The organism is Shewanella hafniensis (genome assembly GCF_019655335.1).
GTDB classification, from domain to species: domain Bacteria; phylum Pseudomonadota; class Gammaproteobacteria; order Enterobacterales; family Shewanellaceae; genus Shewanella; species Shewanella hafniensis.
This window is the reverse complement of record NZ_BPFD01000032.1, coordinates 1-22,772: the sequence shown is the minus strand read 5'-3', so window position 1 is coordinate 22,772 and position 22,772 is coordinate 1. Positions and strand designations below refer to the sequence as shown.

The following is a 22,772-nucleotide window of genomic DNA, read 5'->3' as shown; positions in this document are numbered from 1 at the left end:
TATTGAGGAAAACGGGCGATGGATAGCCGATTTAAGCGTAGTTTTTTGATGTTGTTCATCATGGCGATTTTAGCGCTACTGATTGATCATTATCATGGTCGTTGGTTTCGTGTTGAGTTTTCCCAAGTATTTGCAGAGCTAGCTCAGCCGTTACAGCAAGTTTGTATAAAACAGAATTGGCAATGGTGTTCAGCGAGCTCTATGCCATTAATGACTCGTGTTAATGATCTGCCAAATACTAATCAGCAAGTAGATGAATATCATGGTGAAGATCAGTACCTAGGTTGTGATTTGTTGACTGTGCAAGAAGGACGCATTGCACAACAAAAAGTGGGGGGTGTTTATACTTGGGTTGATGAGAATGGCATAACTCATTTTTCTGATATAAATCATGCATCAGCTGAGAGTAAGTTAACTCAATATACTGAACCTAAATACAATTTCGAATTGAACATTGATTCCTTAGTCAGTACTCCACCGCCATTTTTTAGGGACCGACTGACCAGCACTATCAATCAAATCGATCAAATTTATCGTCAATATCTACCCAAGCGCACCCTACAGCCCATTAAGGTTAACTTGATGCTTGCAGGCAATTTAACTGCCTATAATAAACTTAAAAGACAGTACGCATCCACGGTAGGTGCAAGCCAAGGATTCTATTCAAGTCAGCATAATTTGGCCGCAGTTTGGCACAGAGAAGATGCTCAAGCGTTTCGTACTGCAATTCACGAAAGCGTTCATGTCATTAATGCGGGTCAATTTGGTCATACTCCGCGCTGGTTTAATGAAGGCATGGCGGAATATTTTGAATCGCCCGCTTTTCTAGCAACGATTGATACAAATAATCGTTATGATGCCATCATTCAAAACAATACCAGCCGAAGTCACGCATATCGTGTCGTCGACGAATCTATTCCTTTATCAATGGGATTGAGTGAACTATTAACGGCTTCAGACCATGATTGGCAGGGGCAAAAACAAGCTGCGTTATACCAGCATGCTCACAGTTTTATGGCTTTCCTCTTTAGCACTCGCCAAGGTCGAGTGACCTTAAAGCAGCTTTTGCTGCAATTGAGTGAGCAACGCTGCCAAGCTAAAGTAATCGATGAACTATTTACACGTTATCCTGGTGGCATCAAACAACTGGATCATGATTGGAAAACGTGGCGTTAATTCAGTTTAAAAATCTTAATTATCTATTTTTAAAGGAAAGGTATGACAGAGTTACTAAAAAGGATTATTTCACTTTTATTGATAATACATGTCTAGTTTTGGAGGTTCGATGATGAAATCGATTTTCTTACTGCCCATATCTGTGCTTGTGCTGATAGGTTGTACAACGCCTAAATCGCCGAGTGAAGTGTATGACGAGTACAATGCTAAAGTACAGCAGGGGATAAGTTATCAAGAGGACAAGGCTTACTATACCCAACGTAAGCAAGCGAATGTTGAGTCTAAGTTCCCGCAGTATATGCAGCAGATGAAGCTATCCCGCGATGAAGTGATCGCATCTTATCTTTCATTTTCAAAAGCCGCTGCCAAGTGCAAAGCACTCACCTTAGTGTCGCAGGTGATAGAAGGGGATACGGCCGTCCTTGAATATGCACAAAAAGATCTCTGTGGTAATGCATCGGAGGCGAATGAAAAACAAAGAATTAGCATGATAAATGAAGGTGGTTGGAAAATTGATGAGCTCCAAATTAGTCTCTAAATCATTTGGAATGTCATATCAATGACAGGATTTTATGAGTTTTTTAGCCTACCAAACGGAGTTGAGGTTACTTGCCCCCATTGTACTGGCTGCGCCACTTTTACCTTTGCCCATGTTTTTCGTTTAGAGAAAAAAGATGTGCATTTATTTGAGGGTCGGCAGTTTGAGATCAAGCAGTTTAATCAAAGATTTGCCCATAAATGGCCTGGTGTGCTGTTTTTCCCTCCGCTATTGGATGCTTCTTGGCGGGAAAAATTGCCAGAAAAATACCAAGGTACTTCGACTTGGGAACATAGGGCGAACAGTGCTTTTACAGATGGTACAGATCTTGGTCTTATTTGTTGTTATCAGTGTATGGCAAAACAGAAACATCGACTTGAATGGCCCAATGATTCATTTTATTCCCTTGAGTTTAAAGGTCATTCACTTTGGGCATTTAATAAACAGATGATGCTTCAGATCCGTGATTATATTCAAGCCAAAGATCGCGATGCGGTATTCGAGTCAGAGCCGATAGTCATTCGACATTTGCCGACAATTTTTAAACTGGCTAAAAATCGTGAGACATTGGTTAAAAAAATTAATAAGCTAATTTATAGCCCATAGTTTCTACATACCTATTTCAAAGACTTGTGTGGTCAATCTCATCGAGTAGTTGTGTTAAGTTGTCTGTGACTCGGATATTTGCTTTTCTATTAGTTATTACAGTTAGCGGGTCTATTATCATGTCGAAATATCATATTGGCACTACCGAAGATGAATTCGAACCCGGTTCTGGCGGCCATATACTTCGTAACAAACTCGCGATAACCGATGAAGAGGATATGGCAGAGGTAGAGACACAGTTGTTACTAAAGCTTTATGAGTACGTGTTTCAATCTGGTGTTATTGAAAGCGAGCATCTATCGGTTGGTATGCTCTTTGAGTGGCATCGAAAATGGCTCGGTAATGTTTATTACTGGGCTGGTGAGCGGCGTACAGTCAATATGGGAAAAGGTGGTTTCGAATTTACGGCAGCGGCTCAAATACTTAAGTGTCTCACTCAGTTTGAAAAGGAATATTTAAGCAAGTTCAATGGTTTAAATTCATTTTCTAGAGATGAAGTTGTGAGTTACTTGGCTGAAAGTCATGTGGAATTTATCCTAATTCACCCATTTAGAGAGGGAAATGGACGTTTGTCACGTTTGATACTCGATGTTATGGCAGTAAAGGCGGGTTATCTCCCACTTGATTATGGGATTTGGGAACAAAATAGAGATTTTTATTTTAAGTCAATTCAAGCAGGGTTGGGTGGGGATTATCAACATATGGCTCGTTTGGTAAACGATGTGCTCAGCGCTAAAAACGAATGAAGTTTAGGCTAAGGTCAAATGACTGAAACGGCTTTTTTTGGCCTTCAATTTTGCTTCAACTTCAGCCGTAGTTTTACCCGTCTCAATAGCGGTTGAACTGGCCACAGCGCGATAGAGTCGATTTTGAGTCACTTGTGTGTTTTTTGATTTAGTTTTCATCGGATCAACCTCAATTAAGTGCATGAATTATAGCACTCTAGATAACGAATAGACAGCTGTGTATCCAAGGCCCAAAGCAGCAATACTTCATGTTTTACCAATCATATCGCTCTTTAGATATCGATAAAAAGTCGTCAGTAGGTTCTCCAATGACGACTCTTTTAATCAAGCTGACATAGCCGATTAAGGTTTATCAAAGCACAACATTACGCGCTTTTTCTCGCTTCCATTTCAGCTTGGCTTGAAAGATACTCATCGAAGGTACCTTGGAAGTTAATCACTTTTTTATCTTTAATATCAATGATACGTGTAGCGAGCGACGATACAAACTCACGGTCATGGCTGACGAATATCAAAGTGCCTTCAAAGTCTTTCAATGCATTATTGAGTGCTTCGATGGCTTCCATGTCCATGTGGTTTGTCGGTTCGTCCATGATCAGCACGTTGATGTCTTGCATCATTAACTTACCGAATAACAAGCGGTTTTTCTCTCCGCCTGAACAGTTACGGGCTTTCTTGTTCGCATCATCTTCGGTGAACAGCAGACGGCCTAACATGGCGCGTACCATAAGATCGTTATGCTTAGGTTGGCGCCATTGTGACATCCAATCCATTAGCGTGTAGTCGTTATCAAATTCGTCACTGCTGTCTTGCGGGCAGTAGCCGATTGATGCGTTTTCTGACCACTTGATCACGCCTTTATTGTGTTCTAGATCATTAACTAAGCAGCGTAGGAAAGTGGTTTTACCCACGCCGTTTTCGCCGATAATCGCTAATTTTGCACCGGCTTCGAGGATTAAGTCGCCGCCTTCGAATAGCAGTTCACCATCAAACCCGTGGGCCAAATCTTCAAGGATCAGTGCTTGGCGATGCATTTTCTTGCCAGCATCGAAACGAATAGAAGGGTGGATACGGCTTGATGATTTGACTTCATCAAGCTTGATTTTGTCCATTTTCTTCGCGCGCGAGCTGGCTTGTTTTGCCTTAGATGCGTTGGCACCGAAGCGGTTAACGAAGTCTTGCAGCTCTTCGATTTCAGCACTTTTCTTGGCGTTACCCGACAATAATTGTTCGCGCAGCAATGCCGATTGTGCGAGGAAGTATTCGTAGTTACCTGGGTAAATGCGCAATTCGCCATAATCGATATCCGCCATGTGGGTACAGACGGCATTTAAGAAGTGCCTATCATGGGAAATAATGATCATGGTGCATTTACGTTTGTTCAACTCGGTTTCTAACCAGCTAATGGTATGGATATCCAAGTTGTTGGTTGGTTCGTCGAGCAGCAGAATATCTGGGTTGGCAAATAGCGCTTGGGCTAACAAGACCCGCAATTTCCAGCCCGGTGCCACTTGTTGCATTAGACCGTAATGGAAAGATTCTTCAATACCCGCTTCGAGCAGAATTTCACCGGCGCGACTTTCAGCGCTGTAACCATCCATTTCGGCAAATTCACTTTCAAGATCGCCAACGCGCATGCCATCTTCTTCAGTCATATTCGGATTGGCGTAAATGGCATCGCGTTCCTGCTTGACTTTCCACAGGGCAACATCCCCCATGATCACCGCATCGATCACACTGTATTGTTCAAAGGCGAACTGATCTTGGCTCAGAGTACCGACTTTTAAGCCGGGCGTGATAGACACATTACCAGAGGTTGGCGCTAACGCGCCGCTTAAGATCTTCATAAAGGTCGATTTGCCACAGCCATTCGCGCCGATCAAACCATAGCGGTGACCATTGCCAAATTTCGCTGAAATGTTTTCAAACAATGGCTCTGGGCCAAACTGCATCGTGATGTTCGCGGTAGAGATCAAAGGAGCTTTCCTAGGTATTTGCTAACGGGGATTGTGATAAACAAGCCTCAAAATGAAACATGCGCTTCACCCACTCTAAGCCAAAATAGTAAAGTGGGGATAATAAGGTCGCGGAGTATACAGACTAAGGGCTAAATATGCGAGCTAGTATGTGATGCGCAGCGATAAATCGAGCCGTTTCAGTTGCGTTTATTTGCGGATAGGTGAAGGCGTGAGTTTATAGCGTTTGCATGATATCGCAGATATGCCGATCTAAACTGCCAGCTTGCGGTATTATTTCTTTGTACTAAAGCCGACGCCAAACCTTGCTAGCGCAAATAAAAGAAGGCGTTTAGCGTATTTACCGTTATTATTCCCGCAGTTTTGTCGAGCAGCAGATTTTACGGCTAAAATTTAATGGCTCAGTTGAAGGCTTTAGGACTGTAAGATCTAAGTGTCGCGAGTTTTGTAGCGAATTAAGTCACTCGTTTAACCACTCAATACCGTAAACTAATACCTTAAAATCAGCCAATTGGGCTGGATTTGGAATTCCCATGATAGAAGAGCAACAGAACAACCCATTACACGGCCTTAAACTCGAGACAATGATCACTGAGTTAGTCGATTTTTATGGTTGGAAAATTTTATACGCGGCATTAAAGCTAGGCTGCTTTAACACTAACCCGACCATTGAGGCTTGTATCATTTTCCTCAAAAAGACCGAATGGGCGCGGGAGAAAGTGGAAAACTTCTACTTATACCGATTCAAGCGTATGCCTAAAGCCGTCGGTGAGCAGTTTGATCTTAAGCCACGTGAACGTGGTTTTGCCTCAGGTATCGTCCCGCGTAAACCGATGGAGCTAACATTAGCATCTATCGCTGAAATGCAAGCCAAAGCCAGCGCCGAGTACGAAGCGGGTAACCGCCGTCCAAATTCTGGCAAGCGCTTTGGTAATGACGTGGGTAAAAGCGCTGGCAAAAAAACTGCGGGTGGACGGGGAACGGGTTCTGGCTATGGTTCGTCCAATAGCAGCTCACAGCGTCGCAGCGAACCCAGATATGATTCAAGAAATGATTCCAGAATGACTGAGCGTTCAGGACCAAGCCCATCGACGGATGATAACGATCCTTGGGGTACTAAGCGCAGTTAATTCGATGTTAGTCGCCCTGAATGAAGTTATTGTTTTAACTGTGTGATAGACGATTTAGGCGGGTGTAAACGAAAGAGGGTAGCCGTAGTTCTTGGCTAACCTCTTTTTTTTGATTAATAATTCAATTTATTGAATGCTGGTTAGCAAATTATCGGGGGTTATTATTTTGAATTTGCATATTACCTGCATAAATAGTTAACCCCTTCAATTTTCGTTCGCGTTGCGCTAAGTGCAAATCGTTACCTGCATAACGCATTATCCGCAGTGGCATTTCAAGCAATAAATTGGCCCTATTGCATGTCGAGTTGTTTGACTATGCTGCTCCAAGGTAACCATTTAAACGCTTGGTTGGCATCGGGTAAGTGGTTGTGACCATCCTGTACCACCAGCATTCCCTGTTGCCAAACACCATGGCCGACGGGCAAATGCGTGACGGCCAGCCCATCGGTTTCTGAAGCGCCGTCTATGCTGGTTTCGCGGCCGTTTTCCATGCCGTTCAAGTTCACCCCAATGCGGAAACGTCCCACCTGTGCGTAAGGTGCCTTAGTTTGATAAAGCAGATAACTGTTATTGCCTTGACTGGATACCACCAGCAAATCTTGTTTTTTGCCGTGAATGCTCGCACCTTGATACAGAGCAATCCCTTCAACATCGGCGACTAAATCGCCTTCGGCCTTAATGATCAATTTGCCCTCTGTACTGGCATCTGCTTTGGCATTAAAGCGCCAAATGCCTTTGTCTTCTTCACCGATAAACAGCGCATGTTGCGCTTCATCGACCACACAACCTTCAACTTGGCTTGGGGTGTGAATATCCCGCACTAGTGTGATGCTTGGCCCATTTTGTTTCCAATCAACACGATATTGGGCGATGCGGCCAGATTTCTCGTTAGCGAACACGTATAAGGTTTGCTCATCTTGATACAGACACATGCCGTAAATATCCGTCATGTTAGTTGCTTGATTTGGGTATTCAGTAATCTTGCCTGCGGCGTCGATTTCATAAAAGGCGAGGCTGTCGTGTTCGCGCTGGGTTGCGACTGCGATATCGCGTGACTTTCCACCAAGTTTGACCCGTTGGCGTAAATCGACATTGTTGATCCGGCCCGATGGCAGCGCTTGAACTTGCTCGCCGCGCATATTAAAACTCAATAATCCCCAACGTTTGTTGGTGCCAAGCACCAGGCTTTTTTCGGGGTCAGTAGGATGCACCCAAATGGCGGGATCATCCATAGTATCGCCCGGTCTATCAGATGGCGCGCTCTCAACCCAAGCGGGGATTTCTACAATATTTTCCGCAACTGTTGTTGGCCTCGCTTGTGCATCGGCGGCTGTGTTAGTACTCGGCAAGGATGTGGCGAGTAACTTTTGGGGTGACACTTGTGTCAAGGCTTGTGGCAAAGCTGGTGACAAGGTTTGCTCAGTAAAAAGATAGCGGTCGTTTTTATCATCATAGAGAGCAAACGTCGCAGTTTTTGCTTGGGCTGATGTGTTCGCGTTTATAACAAGGCTTAAGCGCTGCGCCTTGGTTATCGCTTTTACCTCGGTTTTATCGTTGGTTTTTGTCGATGGCGCGCTAAAATTCAGTATTTGAGCGCCTTTGTCGTCCATCACTTTGCCGTTTTTATCACTGAGTAGCAATTGACCGTTCAGCTGGTTTAAGCCGGTGATGTGATTATCGAGCGCGGGGAAGATGAGCTTAGCGCGAGTATCGGCAAACGAGCTGGCATCAAACTGCCATACACCCGCTTCGGGCTCACTGACATACAGCGTATCGCCATCGATAGCGCAGTCCGTGCTGTTAACCGGAATCGATTGGCTGCGCATTAGCTTAGGTGAGAAATGCGCGGCATTACCCAATAACCACTGCTCGCTCTTACCACTTTCACCGCCAAACCACGCGTAGACATTGCCATCCTGAGTGCGGGGCTGAATACAGATCCAGTTAATCTCGAAATGACCCATGGGCAGCAAGGGCAAGATATTGGTCGTCGGTTTGCCATTGATTTCTTTGAGCATAATAGGACGCACGCGGTCGGCTTTGCGATCGAGCGTTAAGGCATAGGGATCGCTAAAGGCGAGTAATTCAAAGTCACCTTGCACCAGTAAACTCGCAGTAGGCAAGGGCGCTTGTGGGGTCGTTTGCCTGCCTTGTTGCGTTTGTGCCATCAAAACGGTTTGTAACATCAGTCCTTGCTGTTCGCTGGCAAAGAGCCAGTGAGACAGAGTGATATCGCTCTGTTTGTCCTGATTAAAGATGAGTGGCTGTGCTTGGCTGCCCTTATGGCCCGCTATGGTTTGAACATCGACGCTGATGGTATTTGCCATGGCAGTCAAGGGCGTATGACTGGCGATAAGGCCGAGCAATACGGCGGATGATAGTAAAGTTTTTTTCATAATGTTATTCGCTAGTATTCTGTTTTATCAGATTTTTATTAAATTTATCATCGACACTTGTCAGCAAACTTCGCAGCACACTGTCAGCCCATTTTTAGCCCAAAAAGTCTACTCTCAAGCTTGTTAATAACCTAAGTGCCGATGAGCGCGTTAATAGTTAGTGTATTGCAGGCCTAATTGGAAAGTGCGGCCATAGGCTTCGTACTGGGCGTTATAGGCACTGTTACCGGCGTAGCTGTAATAGGGTTCATCGGTGAGATTCACGCCTTTGAAATACAAGGTCAGGTTGGTGGTGATATGCGCCTTTGCGACAAAATCCCATTGCAAGTGGCTGTCTTCATAGAGATCGAGACGCGAGTCATCGATTTCAGACACTTCTTGCAAGTATTCCGATTTATAGGCAGCCGATAACCACACGCTGGCGTAAGTGTTCTCATAACCTAAGGACAGGTTCGCGGTGATATCCGACTGACTTGGCATCGGAATATCACGGCTGTGCTCTGCGCCGTCATCTAACCAGCTGATGCTGGCGGCGGAATCTGTGTAGGTTAGGTTAGAATTGAGCACGAGTCCGTTAAAGGGCTCAGGCAGAAAGTAGAATTCCTGCACATAACTGAGCTCAATCCCAGAAATGTGGGCACTGTCGCCGTTAATGTAAGTCACTGCGCTATGGGCATCGACATAATCGCCCCGTCCGGCTAAGTCTGCTTTGTAGATAAAATTATCAATGTCCTTGTAGAACAATCCCGCCGACACGAGCCCAATATTGCCAAAGTAGTGCTCTAGGCTCAGATCGAAGTTCATGGATTCGAGCGACTTAAGATGGGGATTACCGAAAGTTAAATCGATATCGCCGTCATCTTCTTCGCGCAAATAACCTGGCGCGAGTTGACCAAAGGTCGGGCGCACTAAGGTGTTGGTCCACGCGCCGCGCAGCACAGTATTGTCAGAATAACGGTAGGTGAGATGCAAAGCGGGCAACCAATGATCTTCATCGCTGGTGTTGTTGATATCGATAAACTCGCCGCTAACACCATCGAAACCATGGCCTTTAGAATCCCATTGGTTTTGCTCGAACCTTAGCCCTGTGAGTATCCGCAGTTTACCGGTATCTAAGTGACCCATAAGATAGGCGGCGTTAACATCTTCAGTGATATCAAAGTCATTGATGGTCGATTCGATATCATCGCGATTGGCATCCGCGTCTAAGCTGTCCACCAGATCCCACACGGGTGAAGCGTTAATGCCCGCGCCAAAGCGGCCGAGACTGTAATCGACTTCATCACCTGAGTATTGGCTCAGTAACAGGGCATCATCGCTCACGCCTTGGTCGGCAAAGTCACTGTAAATCCACACTTCTTCACGATTGGTTTTATCGCGGCGGCTGAGTTTTAGCCCCGTTTTCACTTCGGCAGGATAGCCACCTAGGCTCAGTTGGCGGCTGAGGTCGAATTGGGCGCTGTTAATGGTGTCTTTGGCTTTCGACTCGGCTAACTCGATTTCGTCCAGCTCAAAATTATCGGTTTGATAATAGCTTTCGGGCGCTATGATCTGCGGCTGCTGACTGTCGCTAAAACCTGTGTCATCGATTTTGGCGACAAAGTCCGCGCCGGCAATATCCCGTGGCTTGTCGGCACTTGCCGTACTGTGGCTTGCTTGATAATCGAGGGTCCAGCGCTCAAAACGGGTTTCTCCGCCAAGGACATAGGAAGTGATGTTTTGGTTTTCGCTACGGGATTTAAGTGAGCGCGTGGTTTTGCCTTGGCTGAGTTCGCCTGCTTGTAGCGGCGATTTCCACTTCGTCTTGGCGCTGTTGCGGGTTTCGGTGTCGTCAAACTCACTGTAAAGCGTGCGCAGGTATAAATCTGTGTCATCGCTTGGGCGATAATCAAAGTTCACCCCTATGCCTAAACGCTCACGATTGATTTCATAGTCACGATGATCGACTGACTCGAGCGCCGCATTGCCGTAACCTGTGCCATCGGTGAAATCCCAGTTGCCACCCGTTTCGACGTTATCCGAGCCAAAGTCGCGGTTGTACCAGCTAGCGCCGATGGCGATACCTAACTTTTCGCCAATGACATCGCTGTAACTGGCGGCCAATTTGGGATTGGTGTTGTCAGTGAGAGAATCTTGGCTGGCTTCTGCGCTTAAGTTAACGTAGGTATCGTCTCGATCGAACGCTGACAGGCTTTTGACTTCAATCGCGCCGCCCAGTGCGTCGGCATCCATATCTGGGGTTAAGGTTTTACTGACTTCAACCGATTGCAATAAATCCGATGGCACTACGTCGAGCGCCACGGCGCGGCGATCGCTCTCGGGCGATGGCAGACGCGTGCCGTTCATCGACACTGAGTTATAGTCCGGCGCCATGCCGCGTACTCGCACAAAACGACCTTCGCCTTGGTCACGTTCAATAGAAAGCCCCGGCACGCGTTGCAGTGATTCGCTGATGTTGCTGTCGGGGAAATTGCCCAGCACGTCTGCGCTGACCACATTGAGCACGTTATCCGCACCACGTTGACGGTTCATCGACTTACTCAAGGCGCCTTGCTGGCCGACCACCATAATGTGTTCAACATCTTTGCTGCTGAGGCTGACATCCTGCTGGCTGGTTTGCTTATCGGCAATCTGGACCTTGTGCTCCATAGGTGTAGCGCCGAGGTAGTTGACCACCAGAGTGTAATCGCCGTCATTAATGCCGACAAAGAAGTAGCGACCATCACGGCCAGCCTGTTGGCTCAGATTAAGCTCTTTGATAGTGACACTCGCGCCAGCTAAGGGCTGCTGGCTATTTTTGTCACGAACCTGACCTTCGAGTTTACCCACGGCAAAGGCATTGGCGCTGGAGCCAGCGGCCACAATGGCAAGGGCGATGGCCGATAGCGGCGTGCGAAATGACATATTAACTTCCTATTATTTTGTTGGTACGCGAGTGTTATCCGTGACGGCCAGTTACCCTCGGTCGCTGCATCGCGACATGAGTTGCAACATGAGTTGCGACATGGCATCACGGATTTGAATCTGTGTTTTTAGTCACGAGAAACATTCAATAGCGGCAACGTTAGGGTAGGTTAATGTCAGATTTGTGACGGGATTTTGTAAACGGGGCAAACTTGCCCTCAAACGCCGCTTAATAGCGATTTTTTGCGAGAGCGTGAGCTAAAAAGACGCTTATCACAGTGGGCTTAGCAGCAAGAAAATAGAAGAATGGCTTGTGTATTATATGAGGCTTATAGATTTTAAAGCATTTAAAAACAATTACTTGCTGGTGCCCATGGAGAGGGACTAGGCAAAGATGAGCAAGCGTTGCCAGCATAATATCCGACAAATAGCCGTAAAATCCCAAAGTGGTTGAGCTAATTTGCCGCAATCACGCTAAACCGTACGTCACCTTTTTGTCATAAAACTGGGTTAGCTTGCGGTGCCAATAGGGTGAATTCCCACTCCATTCTGCACAACAAAATCAATAGGTGAGCCCTTGCATTATCCCGTGAAATCGCTGCGACTGGCCTGTGTGTATGGCTTAAGTCTGTTGATCATCTTTATCGTGCCGCTACTGCTGTGGCAGAACACGCCTGCGAAAGCCATTCCTCAAGTTGATTGGCTCGATATCGCCGCAGAAGGAGCCTTGTTTGTGCTGGGCATGTGTTGGTTGATGGTGATTGTTTCGGCTCGTCCATTGGGGCGCGTAACCAACTTACTGGTGGTAGGTCTGGCAAGTTATTGTTTAGGTTGTTATTTAGATTTACTCGATGAAATTTTTATCGTTAAAACGCTGCCCGTGTATAACTGGTTTGAAAAGATGCCAACGCCGATTGGTCTACTCATTCTAACTTGCGGGCTTTGGCTGTGGCGCGACGAGCAAGCCGTCGTCAACCGTCAATTACAAACCCGCGAGCAATTTTATCGCCAACACCATCTGACCGATGGCCTAACCTTATTGAACGATGCGAAAGCCTTCGAGCACCACTTGCTAAAGCAACTGGCGCAGCAGCAACCCTTTGGGCTGATCATGCTTGATATCGATTATTTTCATCAATATAACCAACTTCAAGGTGCAAAAGAGGGCGATAAACTGTTATCCGATGTCGCCCAGTGGTTAAGTACCCAGCTAAGAAGTCAAGATTTGGTCTGCCGTTATGCTGGCGATCGTTTTATCATTTTGCTCAATGGTGCAATCGCACCTTGGGTCAGTACCATGGCGGAGCAGCTAAAGTACGGCATTACAGCACTGGGCTGCGAGGTTTCAGTGGTGTGGGCTTTGCCATCTCCCAAGATGGTTGTGGATAAACTGAGCAGTGAACCAACAAAACGACCGCTTAAGGATGAAGCGCAGGCATTACTCAAATTACTCAATGAAAAAATGTCACAGCAAAAGTTAAACCGTCAGCCATTAAACCCACAGACCACGACAGTCAGCGCGTTTCATGAGCCGCGATAAATGAGAGCCCTAGCCACTTGGCAAGATAAGTGTATCGATAGCCAACTGCTGGTGGCGAGCCTTGTCGGCTTATTTAAGCAAAGGGGACTGGATTGCGACAAATTACTACGTGGTACGGGGATTTTCAGTGCTGATATCCGCAAACCTGGCCATAGCATTAGCCCGAAACAATTACTCAGACTGGTGGATAATGGTTTATCACTGTGGCCAAGTGGTGACTTAAGCTTTTTACTTGGTCAATTATGGCTGCCATCCCAAAGTGGCGCGCTAACTGCGGGGATGTTATGCGCACGGGATCTCAATGAACTTGGGTTATTTTGGTATCAATTTCATTGGCTCACTCAGCCTTGGTTACAGTGCTGGCGTTGGCAGGGTGACAAAGAATGGCATTTTTTACTGAGTCTCGATTTAGGCACTCAGCGGCATACAGAGTTCTTTATTGAGTTAAGCCTGTCGTCATTGGTCGCCAGTTGTAAACAATTGATGGGGCAGGGTTGGCGTGGCAGCATGAGCTTTCCCTACGAGACGCCACAGAATATCGCCCAATATTATAAGTACTTCGGCACAGACATTAGTTTCGATGCGCCGCTGTGTCGAGTCTCGATGGCAAAAGCCTTTATGCAGCAACCGCTGTTATATGCGCAGCAGATCGCCAGCAGCGTTGAATCACAAGCTACACGCCATGCTGTGACTCATGCTGTCATTTCGCGCCAAAGTCACTTTCAATCGCCGCGCTACACACTGTTTGCCAGTGAATATAGACTCGGACTGGCGGCGGGCATTCGTTTGTCGCTGATGCGGGATAACTTAAGTTTGCCAGAAATGGCAGAAAAATTAATGATGAGCCCAGCGACCTTAAAGCGTCGCTTGGCCGAGATGGATTTAAGCTTTGGCCAACTCGCCGATGAAACCCGTTTAATCAAAGCGCTTTATTATTTAGCCACACCTTCGCAAGACGCCCACACGATTGCAAACTCACTGTCATTCAGTGATGCCAGTAATTTCAGGCGTTCTTTTAAACGCTGGACAGGCCAATTGCCCACCTATTTTCGCAGCTGGCTGGCTTAAGCCACTACAAGAAATATCACTTCTCATTGTCTCTTCATTTTGACCACTAACTTAATACAGGTCCTTTGTTGTTAGTTAATATAAAAGTGAACTTCTATTCAAAAAAATGCATGACAGTTAGGAGAAAACCCGAGACTACATCGCTTATTTTGCATATTTAAAACATAGATATTCATGTAAGCACGGAACAAGGATGCATATGCTATGTTGCTATTTTCCAAGAATTTAACTTTAGGGGTAAAATAAGGCTGAAGCGGAATACTTAAAGACATAAACTCGCGAGTTTTAGAGTGATCCCTGCTAATCTGTGATTGAGCCTATTTAATGTTATCGCTAGGAATGCCGATGGATAAGAAACCCCTTGAATTGGTTTACCCATTTTTAACGGAAGCTTTGCGGCTGAGCGAGAATGGTCTAGCAGTGTTAGACAAACATAATCATTTTATCTTTTATAATAATACCTTTGCCAAAATGTTTGGTTTTGTTGAGCAAGACATGGTCGGCAAGCATTTTGATGACATGATGCGCTTTGCCTTTACCCATAAACAGGGACCGAACATTGAACATGAAACCATAGAGGAATGGCTCGAACTGATTCATACCAATCAACGTAAATCGACTTTTCGACGTTTTGAAGTGGATCTGGTGGATGGCTGCTGGTTACAACTCTCGGAACAGGTTTATCACAATGGCGATATGGTGATTGTTTGCACGGATATCACCCAGTTAAAACAGGTCGAATTTGCCCTTAGGAATGCGCAGACTGAATTAAATCGCCTCGCGCTCACCGATGAGTTAACGGGGATTGCCAATCGGCGTCATTTTTTTCAGCAGTTAGAGCACGAAATCAAACGCTTGAGTCGCTTACAGTTGCCATTATGCCTAGTGATGATGGATATCGATAATTTTAAACTGGTTAATGATCGCTACGGCCATCAAGTCGGTGACAAGATATTGCAACATTTTACCCAATTCATCAGCACTCGAACGCGTCCCTACGATATTTTTGGCCGCCTCGGCGGTGAAGAGTTTGCACTACTACTGCCAGAAACCACGGTTGATACCGCTCAAAAAATCGTAATGCGTATGATGTCATCCCTTGCCAATGAGGACATTTCTGCAATCGTGGCTGATTTTCAATATCAATTTTCAGCAGGGGTCAGCGCCTTAACCCCTGTGATTATTCGCCATAGTATTGATAACAGTACTGATATTGCAGATGTGGAGCAGGTTGCATTGCCCATTGGAACCGGAAGTCAGTGCCGCTCGGATGCTGAAAAGCTGGTGGCCGAGGCCGATAAAGCACTCTATCATGCTAAAACCCTCGGACGAAATCGTGCGGTAATATGGGACGAGGTGATGTTACCTCGCCACAAGCCCAGCTAAACAAAGCATTCGACATTCAGTGCATTAGTACTCAAGGGAAACTGTGTTAATCAATCAGCAATATACCCGCCATGGACCCGATTACCGATTTGGTGAGCAGGTGACATTTCTTGATGTTAAACAAACCTTTGGTTTTAGTCATGTACGTGTTGGCCGCTGGGTTACGCGGGATGAATCGCGCCTTGCTGCGGATCTGGTGTTTGATTCGCTCGCCGATCTGGCCTTTATCTTAAAGTTGCCACCTTTGACGTTAGGGCTGCGCGAAACCGTGAGTCTGGCTTTTGGTCATGGCGGTCAAAAAGGCGTTCAGGCCCATTATGCGCCCGCGACTCGGGAATTGGCCTTGGCAAAAAATGCCGGTGCTGGCGCTTTAGCCCATGAGTTTTGGCATGCGTTTGACCACTATATTGCCGCCAAGTCCTTCAAATCTTCGTCTAAGCGGTTTCAATGCGCGAGCGATCTTTGGTTGTCGGATCTGCCCATCATAGAACATCCACTGAATGCACGCTTATCAGAGATCTTCAAGGTAACGTTTTTAAGTGGTGATGGCGATGAGCCCCATGATTATGTGCGCCGAGCGATTGCCTTAGACAAAAAACATGGCATGCAGTACTTCGCACGGCCAACTGAAATGATGGCGCGGGCATTTGAAGCCTGTATTGAATCCTATGATGCGATTTCGAATCCGTATTTAGTGTCTGGGACACGCTTTTCAGCAATGGCAAAGGAGGGGGCTTATCCCGATGAAGCCCACAGAAAAGTGATTTTTAACGCTTTGCTCAATTATTTCGAGCCGCTAGGAATGGCATTGAGTAAACATCCGCTTGGCTGATTATAAACTTTTGAAAGTACGTCAAAATACGGTAAATGGCAGTGTGATGCGAGTACAAGCTTAGTTGGCAAGTCTAACTGTTAATGATTAGAGGAGGTGTGAGTCAGTCCTTGTTTAAGCCGAATGTGTTTGACAGCAATAGGCCAAACTGTGGCGGATAGCATCGAGATATTGGGACGCCTTAGTATCCATTAAATACCAATAGCTGGGTTTTGATTCTGGCATGTGATTAAAAAATAATGCTTCGGCATTGATAACTTGTTTTAAATCCGCATATTTTAGCCAAACGTCGATAGGCGTATGAGCCAGCGTAATCAACCAATCGAGTTGTATGTGTTTTGCGGAATGTGGCATATCTGCCGATGGGGTTGATTCTTGTAAACGCGCAAGTAAATCAAAAGGATTGCCCGTTTTCATCATCATTGAAGTTTGGGAACCACGCGCTTTATTGACTGCCGCTAAGTTTGCTAAACAAACTGCTGGCAAGGTGAACTCCGGCCAGTCAAGTGTGGGCGCGAGCGTCTGCGCAATCCGCCGTTCGCCTAACCAGTTATGCACCATACAAGGTAAGTGGTCTTCAGGCGGTAAATCATTGGGCCTTGCTAAACTCGGAAACAGCGACATCCGCTGCACTTGCACATGCTGAGATAACTGCTGCATCAGCATTATTGTGGTTAGGCCAGATGAAGGCCAACAGCCAAGTTTGGGCGTTAATTCAATCGCAACCTGTGTCAACGCTTGGGTAAGCAAACCACTTTGCGGGTGACCTTGTACCACAAAGGCATATTTTGACTCAGCAAAACCGCCGTTAGCGATATTCACTATCAGATTATTTTGAGTACTTTTCTCATGCCATTGCGTGCCGTTAAAGATAAATGTCGTACCTGCAGTCGCTGGCTGCCAATTGCCAGAAGCATTCCCAATAATGGTCACTTGCTTGAGGGCAAGTTGATGCGCCAACGTGTGAAGATCGACCCGCGAATATGGCATCTGTAAATGCTGGTGCATATGGGTATGAGACTTAGGCATAGGCTGAACATCTGTTTCACGGGTTTTAAATGGACTTCATTGTAATAGATATCTCCCTGAGCCCAAAGGCTTAATCCGCTATCGTTTACCGGATGATGTTTTAACACATGATAATGCTGACTTAGGGATACCGCACATAAAAGCGATGCGCGGTATCCCTAATGAATAAAATGATCAGAAATTGTAGCTCAGACTAAGTTCGACATTTCTCGGTTCGCCGAAGAAGCCTTGATCGTAGAAATCGATATTTGTAGGGGATTAAGCCTAATGAGCGTACAAACTCGGGGCTAACAACAGGCTCGAAATGAGCGTAGCTAATAACGTTTTATGCATCATGATTCCCCATCAAAGTATTTTGTGACCGGCATTCTAATTGAAAACAATTACCGGCACATCGTATTGATAACAATTTGCATTACCTTTACACTCTCGAAATTCGATAAGTGTTAGGAAAGTCACAAATGGCGAAGATCAGTAACCGATTCTGGTTTATGTTGCACGGTTGGGTGTCGCTCCCAATATGGTTGTTATTTTGTTTTATCTGTTTGACGGGCACGATTGCGGTATTGAGTCATGAGATCACTTGGCTCACTAATCCTGCATCCAGAGCATTGAATCCTAATGATTTGCCGGAAAAACCAGTCAGCGAGCTAATGACGATTGTTGAGAAAGCCTACCCAAGTGCGGCAGTTACTGGCGCTATGACTTTAGAGCCATATTTGGTGAATGTGGTGATGTTCAGTGACGTGGATAAACCCTATGCCATGGCCTATGTGAATCAATACACAGGTGAAATCCAACAGATCAATGAAGGCATGACATTTGTCGGTTTCATCAGATCGTTACATGCGTGGTTATTATTTCCTTGGCAAAGTAGTTACAGCTTGGGCTATTACCTCGTTTGTTCGATGGCGCTGTTCATGCTCGCATCTTTGATTACTGGCCTGATTGTTTACAAACGTTTTTGGCGAAGTTTTTTTGCTCCTAAGTTACGTCTCAATCAAGGAAAAAAGACGTTATTAGCAGATTTACATAAATTGTCTGGCGTCTGGTCTATTTGGTTTATCGCCATCATGGCCGTGACGGGGTTATGGTATTTAACCCAAGCCATTTTTTGGCATGCGGATATTGATATAGAACCCCATGCGCCATTGGTCGGCGTAGAACAATTGCCCTACGTCCATGAAAATGAAGGGAAGCTGGCTCCGAGCGTGTCATTTGCACAAGCCTTAACGCTAGCGCAAACACGTTTTCCAGATTTTCAGCCAAGTTATGTGATGCAACCAGAACACAATCGAGACATGTATCACCTGAGCGGTAGCGGCGATCATATTTTCTACGACCAGTATTCATACAACCTCAGTATTAACCCTTGGACAGGGGAGGTTGCACGTGCCACCTCACCCGAGACGATGACGGGCATGCAAACCCTAATGCATATTGCCGATCCTCTACATTACGGCACCTTAGGCGGTATTTGGACAAAAATCATTTGGTTTATTTTTGGATTAATTCTATCGGGTATGTCGATTACAGGATTTATGATGTGGGGATTGCGCAATCTGCGAGCATTTAAAAATACAAGCGCTCAAAACACAGCAACTGAAGTCCTAGAGGAGGGATGTTAATGGCTGTTACTAACTCAAGCTTCTGGCTAAGAAATAAGTATAAACTCAGTGGGTTAATTCTACTCCTACCGATATTATTTCTATATCAGTCGTTAACACCCACATTTCCTCCTGCATGGAAGGCTCAGCAGTTGGGCGAGTTTACCATTGCGCCTTTACCCTTAGACCTTAACGCGCCTTACGTGCATCATGATGATTACGTAAAAGATTTTATGTTGGTTTTTGAAAAAGGAGATATAGCCAATATACGCCAAGGCTACGCCAATATTGGAACTCAAGCTTTGCCTATCGCAGACTTACAGCGCAGTGAAAATGGCATTATACACGGTAATAAGCATGGCCAGCATGTGCACGCGATTTCGTCAAAAACCTTAACGTCGAACGAAAGTCTGTGGATTTCGATTGAGAATTGGCAAGGTGAGTGGCAAGTCGGCAAATGGCCGCTGCCCGCCGATATACTGGGTCAATAACAAAAATCCCCTCAAAACAGGTTTGAAAGCTAAAGCCCAAATAGCAAAGACGACCTCTTAGACTAACAAGCTAAGGGGGCGTTTTTTAAAGGTTAAGTATCTAAGGTTAAGTATCTAAGCTTAAAGGCTAAATAATCATTCTGCTTGCTGTGCGCTTTCAGTTTAAATGTCAGGTTTCAAGTGCATTAAACACCAAATTATATTGTCCTTCGTGAGTCAATCACGAAAATGTTATCCTAATCACTAAAATACAAATGAAAGTGATTCGCAATAGTGTTACCGTATTGCTACTCTAAATAAACTATCCAACTAACTATGCAATTTAATTTACTTCCTCTTACGGCGGCAGTTGCTTTGGCCTTAAATCCTTTACTGGTTTTAGCCGAGGAGCAGTCAACTCCTGATTTACAAGACCAAAATATTGAAAAAATCACAGTGATGGGTAAATACACTGTTAGCAAAACAATCGATACCGCCACAGGGCTTGGATTGTCGCTAATGGAAACACCGCAGTCAGTGTCGATTTTAACCGCTGAGCGAATTCAAGATCAGGCGCTTAATACCGTCGTTGATGTCGTTAATAATGCGGTAGGTTTATCGTCATCTAAAACTGACAATGTGCGTAATGGTTTCAATGCTCGCGGATTTTCAGTGCAAAATTACCAAATTGACGGTGTACCTTTATCTTGGAGTTTAGGTGGTGATGCTGGTGAAACCGTTTCTGATGTATCCATTTACGAGCGAGTTGAAGTGGTGCGGGGGGCAACTGGCTTACTCACAGGTGCCGGAGATCCCTCTGCTTCGATTAATTTAGTTCGTAAACATGCCGATAGCAGTGACCTGAAAGGTTATGTCGATGTAGCAACGGGCAGTTGGGATAAAAAACAGATCACCGCCGATGTCTCCAATGGCCTCAATGAAAGTGGTAGTGTGCGCGGTCGTATGGTTGCTAAATACGTCAATAGCGATTCATATCAAGAACTTTATCAAGACCGCAAAACCATTCTTTACGGTGTTATCGATACTGATATCACAGATAACACTATGTTGCGCGTGGGGGGCAGTTACAACAACAATAATCCTAAAGGCGCCATGTGGGGAGCATTACCAGCCGTATTCAGCGATGGCACACCTACCGATTGGGATGTTTCTGCTACAACGGCAGCAGATTGGAGTCGCTGGGAAACCACCAACGTAAACTACTTTGCCAACCTCAATCATTATTTCAACAATGGCTGGCAACTGGTGGCGAACTACAACCGTATGGAGTATGAAACTACGACTAAAATGATCTACATGTCTGGTTTGCTTGATAAAGAAACGGGGGCAGGATTAAGTGGTCAGCGTTATCACAGCCACGGTGAGAGCAACTCTGATAATTTCGATTTACAGTTAAAAGGGGATTATCAACTGTTTAATCGTGAACATGAGTTTGTCGTCGGTGCTTTATACAGTAAACAAAAGTCCTATGCCGATACCTTTGAACCCATTCGGGATAATATGAGCGGTTACGACAACAAGCCCGTAGATAACTTTTACGAATGGCAAAGCAATGCATTTGCTGAGCCTGAATGGTCAACGGACGCCAATCGTCAGCTGCAGATGGACACTGAGCAAAAAGGTTTTTACGCTGCAACCCGTTTCACCATTACCGAAGCCTTAAAAATCATTGCTGGCGGACGGATTTCGAGCTGGAATCGTGAAGGAGTGAGCTACGGCACTGATACCAACTTTGGCGATGATGGGGTGTTTGTACCTTATGTCGGTGTCTTATATGACATTAGTGAGCAACATCGTGCCTACGCGAGTTATACCGAAATATTTAATCCGCAAAATGTGACTAATGCTTATGGGGTGTATCTAGACCCATTAAAAGGTAAAGCTTATGAAATCGGTCTGAAGAGTGCTTATCTTGACGATCGTCTGCACACAACTGTCGCGCTATTTAAAATTGATCAAGACAACCTAGCAACACCAAATGGAACTGTCATGATTGATGGGAAACCTGTTACTAATTACAAAGCTGCTCAGGGTACTGAAAGTACAGGTTTCGAGTTAGAGGCTGTAGGCGAGTTTATTGATGGTTGGAACATCACAGCGGGCTATTCTCAGTTTACAGCTGAAGATGTGGAAGGAAACAGGATGGCAACCACAAGTCCACGCAAACAGTTTAAGCTATTTACCACGTATCAGTTTGTCGATTATCTGCCTGAATTAACTGTGGGTGGGGGTGTTAATTGGCAGAGTGACAGCTACTCAGAAAATACAGTGTTAATAGAACAGGACGCTTACACTTTAGTGAACCTGATGGCTCGCTATAACTTGGCCGACAATATGGATCTGCAAATTAACATAGAAAATCTTCTAGATGAAAAATACTATGCTTATATGTCTGCATCATCTGCAGCCTATAGCGTATATCACTATGGTACGCCGCGTAATGCCACGGTGAGTTTTAGTTATCGTTTCTAAACTTCTAGCGTTTCTAAATTTCTAGCCTAATCGTTAAAGGAATAGCCGTAATATCGGCTATCCCTTTTTTATTGGGCCAATTCAAATATTAAACACACCTAATGTTGCAGTTACTAATTAAATTGGTACAGGTACGTGTTTCATTCTCGACATGGATTATATCTGTAAATTATTAACACTGTTTATTACGCCTATTTAATTCACATGGTTCAACTATGTCGCTCACTTTAGCGTCAGTGATACTCCCTTAACAATCATTAGCAATGTTAAATAAGTAACAATAATTATTCAGCTAAATAACTTATTTGATTTTTTAGATAATTGCGATTTTCATACCAACTTTTATTCAGATGACTTTTATATTTAGTCGTTCTTAATTTAATGAACAGTAAATCACAAAATCGATATTCACACACCAGGATCTAGACATTATGACCACAATAGGTGGACATAATGTCCACGTAGTGCATTTCAGTTTAAATAACTTAAATTTGATTATAAAAACACACATTACAGATTATAACTTCAAAAAAATCGCTAAATTTGAAATTAATTATCATATGAAGTTGTTGTGCGATGAGTGTCTCGAGTCATTATTTGTCATTATAAATAATATTAATATCTTAAGTATGGTCTTTCATGCTTAAGAGATAGCAGTTACTCATTGCTATCCCATCAAATAATCACTCGAATGTGAGGACGCTATGAATAGCAGGGCAACCGCATGAGTGTTTAAAATTCGTCCAGCTGCAACCCTGCTAATAGAACCGATTCTAAATATTCAGGTTTCATCCAAGCTCTTTTCTGTTTCGCTGGAATGCTTCCTTTAGAAGGTTCAGCCCTAAGCATATTCAGTGATATTTGCCTAAGCATGG

The 22,772-nt window shown here is 44.9% G+C and carries 17 protein-coding genes and 1 pseudogene; 12 read left to right on the top strand and 6 right to left on the bottom strand.

Going from position 1 to position 22,772, the window contains the following annotated elements; all coding sequences use genetic code 11:
- Positions 1-18 precede the first annotated feature (18 nt).
- From K5Q99_RS10815 to K5Q99_RS10800, 4 genes are all read left to right on the top strand, one after another.
- Entirely contained in the window at positions 19-1,176 is a 1,158-nt protein-coding gene (locus K5Q99_RS10815) for a DUF1570 domain-containing protein (RefSeq protein ID WP_220776871.1), read from the top strand.
- Between the two features lie 109 nt (positions 1,177-1,285).
- Positions 1,286-1,714 (top strand): hypothetical protein, encoded by a 429-nt coding sequence (locus K5Q99_RS10810; RefSeq protein ID WP_220590277.1) that lies wholly within the window; start codon positions 1,286-1,288, stop codon positions 1,712-1,714.
- Positions 1,715-1,735: 21 nt separating this feature from the next.
- Positions 1,736-2,320 (top strand): hypothetical protein, encoded by a 585-nt coding sequence (locus tag K5Q99_RS10805; RefSeq protein ID WP_220776870.1) that lies wholly within the window; start codon positions 1,736-1,738, stop codon positions 2,318-2,320.
- Between the two features lie 119 nt (positions 2,321-2,439).
- Positions 2,440-3,066, top strand: coding sequence for a Fic/DOC family protein (locus K5Q99_RS10800; protein WP_105252522.1), 627 nt, complete (start codon positions 2,440-2,442; stop codon positions 3,064-3,066).
- A gap of 3 nt (positions 3,067-3,069) precedes the next feature.
- Here the strand turns inward: K5Q99_RS10800 and K5Q99_RS10795 are convergent, their stop codons facing one another.
- The gene (locus K5Q99_RS10795) at positions 3,070-3,225 is read right to left on the bottom strand and encodes a hypothetical protein (RefSeq protein WP_173913200.1); all 156 of its coding nucleotides are present in this window, start codon (positions 3,223-3,225) and stop codon (positions 3,070-3,072) included.
- Positions 3,226-3,431: 206 nt separating this feature from the next.
- Complete coding sequence (locus K5Q99_RS10790) at positions 3,432-5,042, bottom strand: ABC-F family ATPase (protein ID WP_106650538.1); 1,611 nt, start codon at positions 5,040-5,042, stop codon at positions 3,432-3,434.
- A 533-nt stretch (positions 5,043-5,575) separates the two neighbouring features.
- On the opposite strand from K5Q99_RS10790, the gene K5Q99_RS10785 reads away from it, so the two are divergent.
- On the top strand, positions 5,576-6,172 hold the full coding sequence (locus K5Q99_RS10785; RefSeq protein ID WP_220776869.1) for a VF530 family protein: 597 nt from the start codon (positions 5,576-5,578) through the stop codon (positions 6,170-6,172).
- 290 nt (positions 6,173-6,462) lie between these two features.
- Here K5Q99_RS10785 and K5Q99_RS10780 read toward each other — a convergent pair whose 3' ends face one another.
- Positions 6,463-8,568 carry a phytase gene (locus tag K5Q99_RS10780; protein ID WP_220776868.1) on the bottom strand — a complete coding sequence of 702 codons (2,106 nt, stop codon included), beginning with the start codon at positions 8,566-8,568 and terminating at the stop codon, positions 6,463-6,465.
- A gap of 150 nt (positions 8,569-8,718) precedes the next feature.
- On the bottom strand, positions 8,719-11,472 hold the full coding sequence (locus tag K5Q99_RS10775; RefSeq protein WP_220776867.1) for a TonB-dependent receptor: 2,754 nt from the start codon (positions 11,470-11,472) through the stop codon (positions 8,719-8,721).
- Positions 11,473-12,049: 577 nt separating this feature from the next.
- On the opposite strand from K5Q99_RS10775, the gene K5Q99_RS10770 reads away from it, so the two are divergent.
- From K5Q99_RS10770 to K5Q99_RS10755, 4 genes are all read left to right on the top strand, one after another.
- Complete coding sequence (locus tag K5Q99_RS10770; RefSeq protein ID WP_220776866.1) at positions 12,050-13,012, top strand: diguanylate cyclase domain-containing protein; 963 nt, start codon at positions 12,050-12,052, stop codon at positions 13,010-13,012.
- The gene (locus tag K5Q99_RS10765; protein WP_220776865.1) at positions 13,013-14,080 is read left to right on the top strand and encodes an AraC family transcriptional regulator; all 1,068 of its coding nucleotides are present in this window, start codon (positions 13,013-13,015) and stop codon (positions 14,078-14,080) included.
- A 345-nt stretch (positions 14,081-14,425) separates the two neighbouring features.
- Positions 14,426-15,466, top strand: coding sequence for a sensor domain-containing diguanylate cyclase (locus K5Q99_RS10760; RefSeq protein WP_220776864.1), 1,041 nt, complete (start codon positions 14,426-14,428; stop codon positions 15,464-15,466).
- A gap of 43 nt (positions 15,467-15,509) precedes the next feature.
- Positions 15,510-16,298 carry a CLCA_X family protein gene (locus K5Q99_RS10755; RefSeq protein WP_220776863.1) on the top strand — a complete coding sequence of 263 codons (789 nt, stop codon included), beginning with the start codon at positions 15,510-15,512 and terminating at the stop codon, positions 16,296-16,298.
- A 114-nt stretch (positions 16,299-16,412) separates the two neighbouring features.
- Here the strand turns inward: K5Q99_RS10755 and K5Q99_RS10750 are convergent, their stop codons facing one another.
- Entirely contained in the window at positions 16,413-17,327 is a 915-nt protein-coding gene (locus K5Q99_RS10750) for a hypothetical protein (protein ID WP_220776862.1), read from the bottom strand.
- Between the two features lie 461 nt (positions 17,328-17,788).
- Between K5Q99_RS10750 and K5Q99_RS10745 the strand changes: the two genes are divergently transcribed.
- From K5Q99_RS10745 to K5Q99_RS10735, 3 genes are all read left to right on the top strand, one after another.
- Positions 17,789-18,955 (top strand): PepSY-associated TM helix domain-containing protein, encoded by a 1,167-nt coding sequence (locus tag K5Q99_RS10745; RefSeq protein WP_220776861.1) that lies wholly within the window; start codon positions 17,789-17,791, stop codon positions 18,953-18,955.
- Entirely contained in the window at positions 18,955-19,425 is a 471-nt protein-coding gene (locus tag K5Q99_RS10740) for a PA2404 family protein (RefSeq protein WP_106650528.1), read from the top strand. The genes K5Q99_RS10745 and K5Q99_RS10740 overlap by 1 nt, the downstream gene beginning before the upstream one ends.
- Before the next feature lie 315 nt (positions 19,426-19,740).
- Entirely contained in the window at positions 19,741-21,897 is a 2,157-nt protein-coding gene (locus K5Q99_RS10735; protein ID WP_220776860.1) for a TonB-dependent siderophore receptor, read from the top strand.
- Between the two features lie 732 nt (positions 21,898-22,629).
- Here K5Q99_RS10735 and K5Q99_RS10730 read toward each other — a convergent pair.
- Positions 22,630-22,772: pseudogene (locus tag K5Q99_RS10730) on the bottom strand (ISAs1 family transposase); the annotation flags it as partial.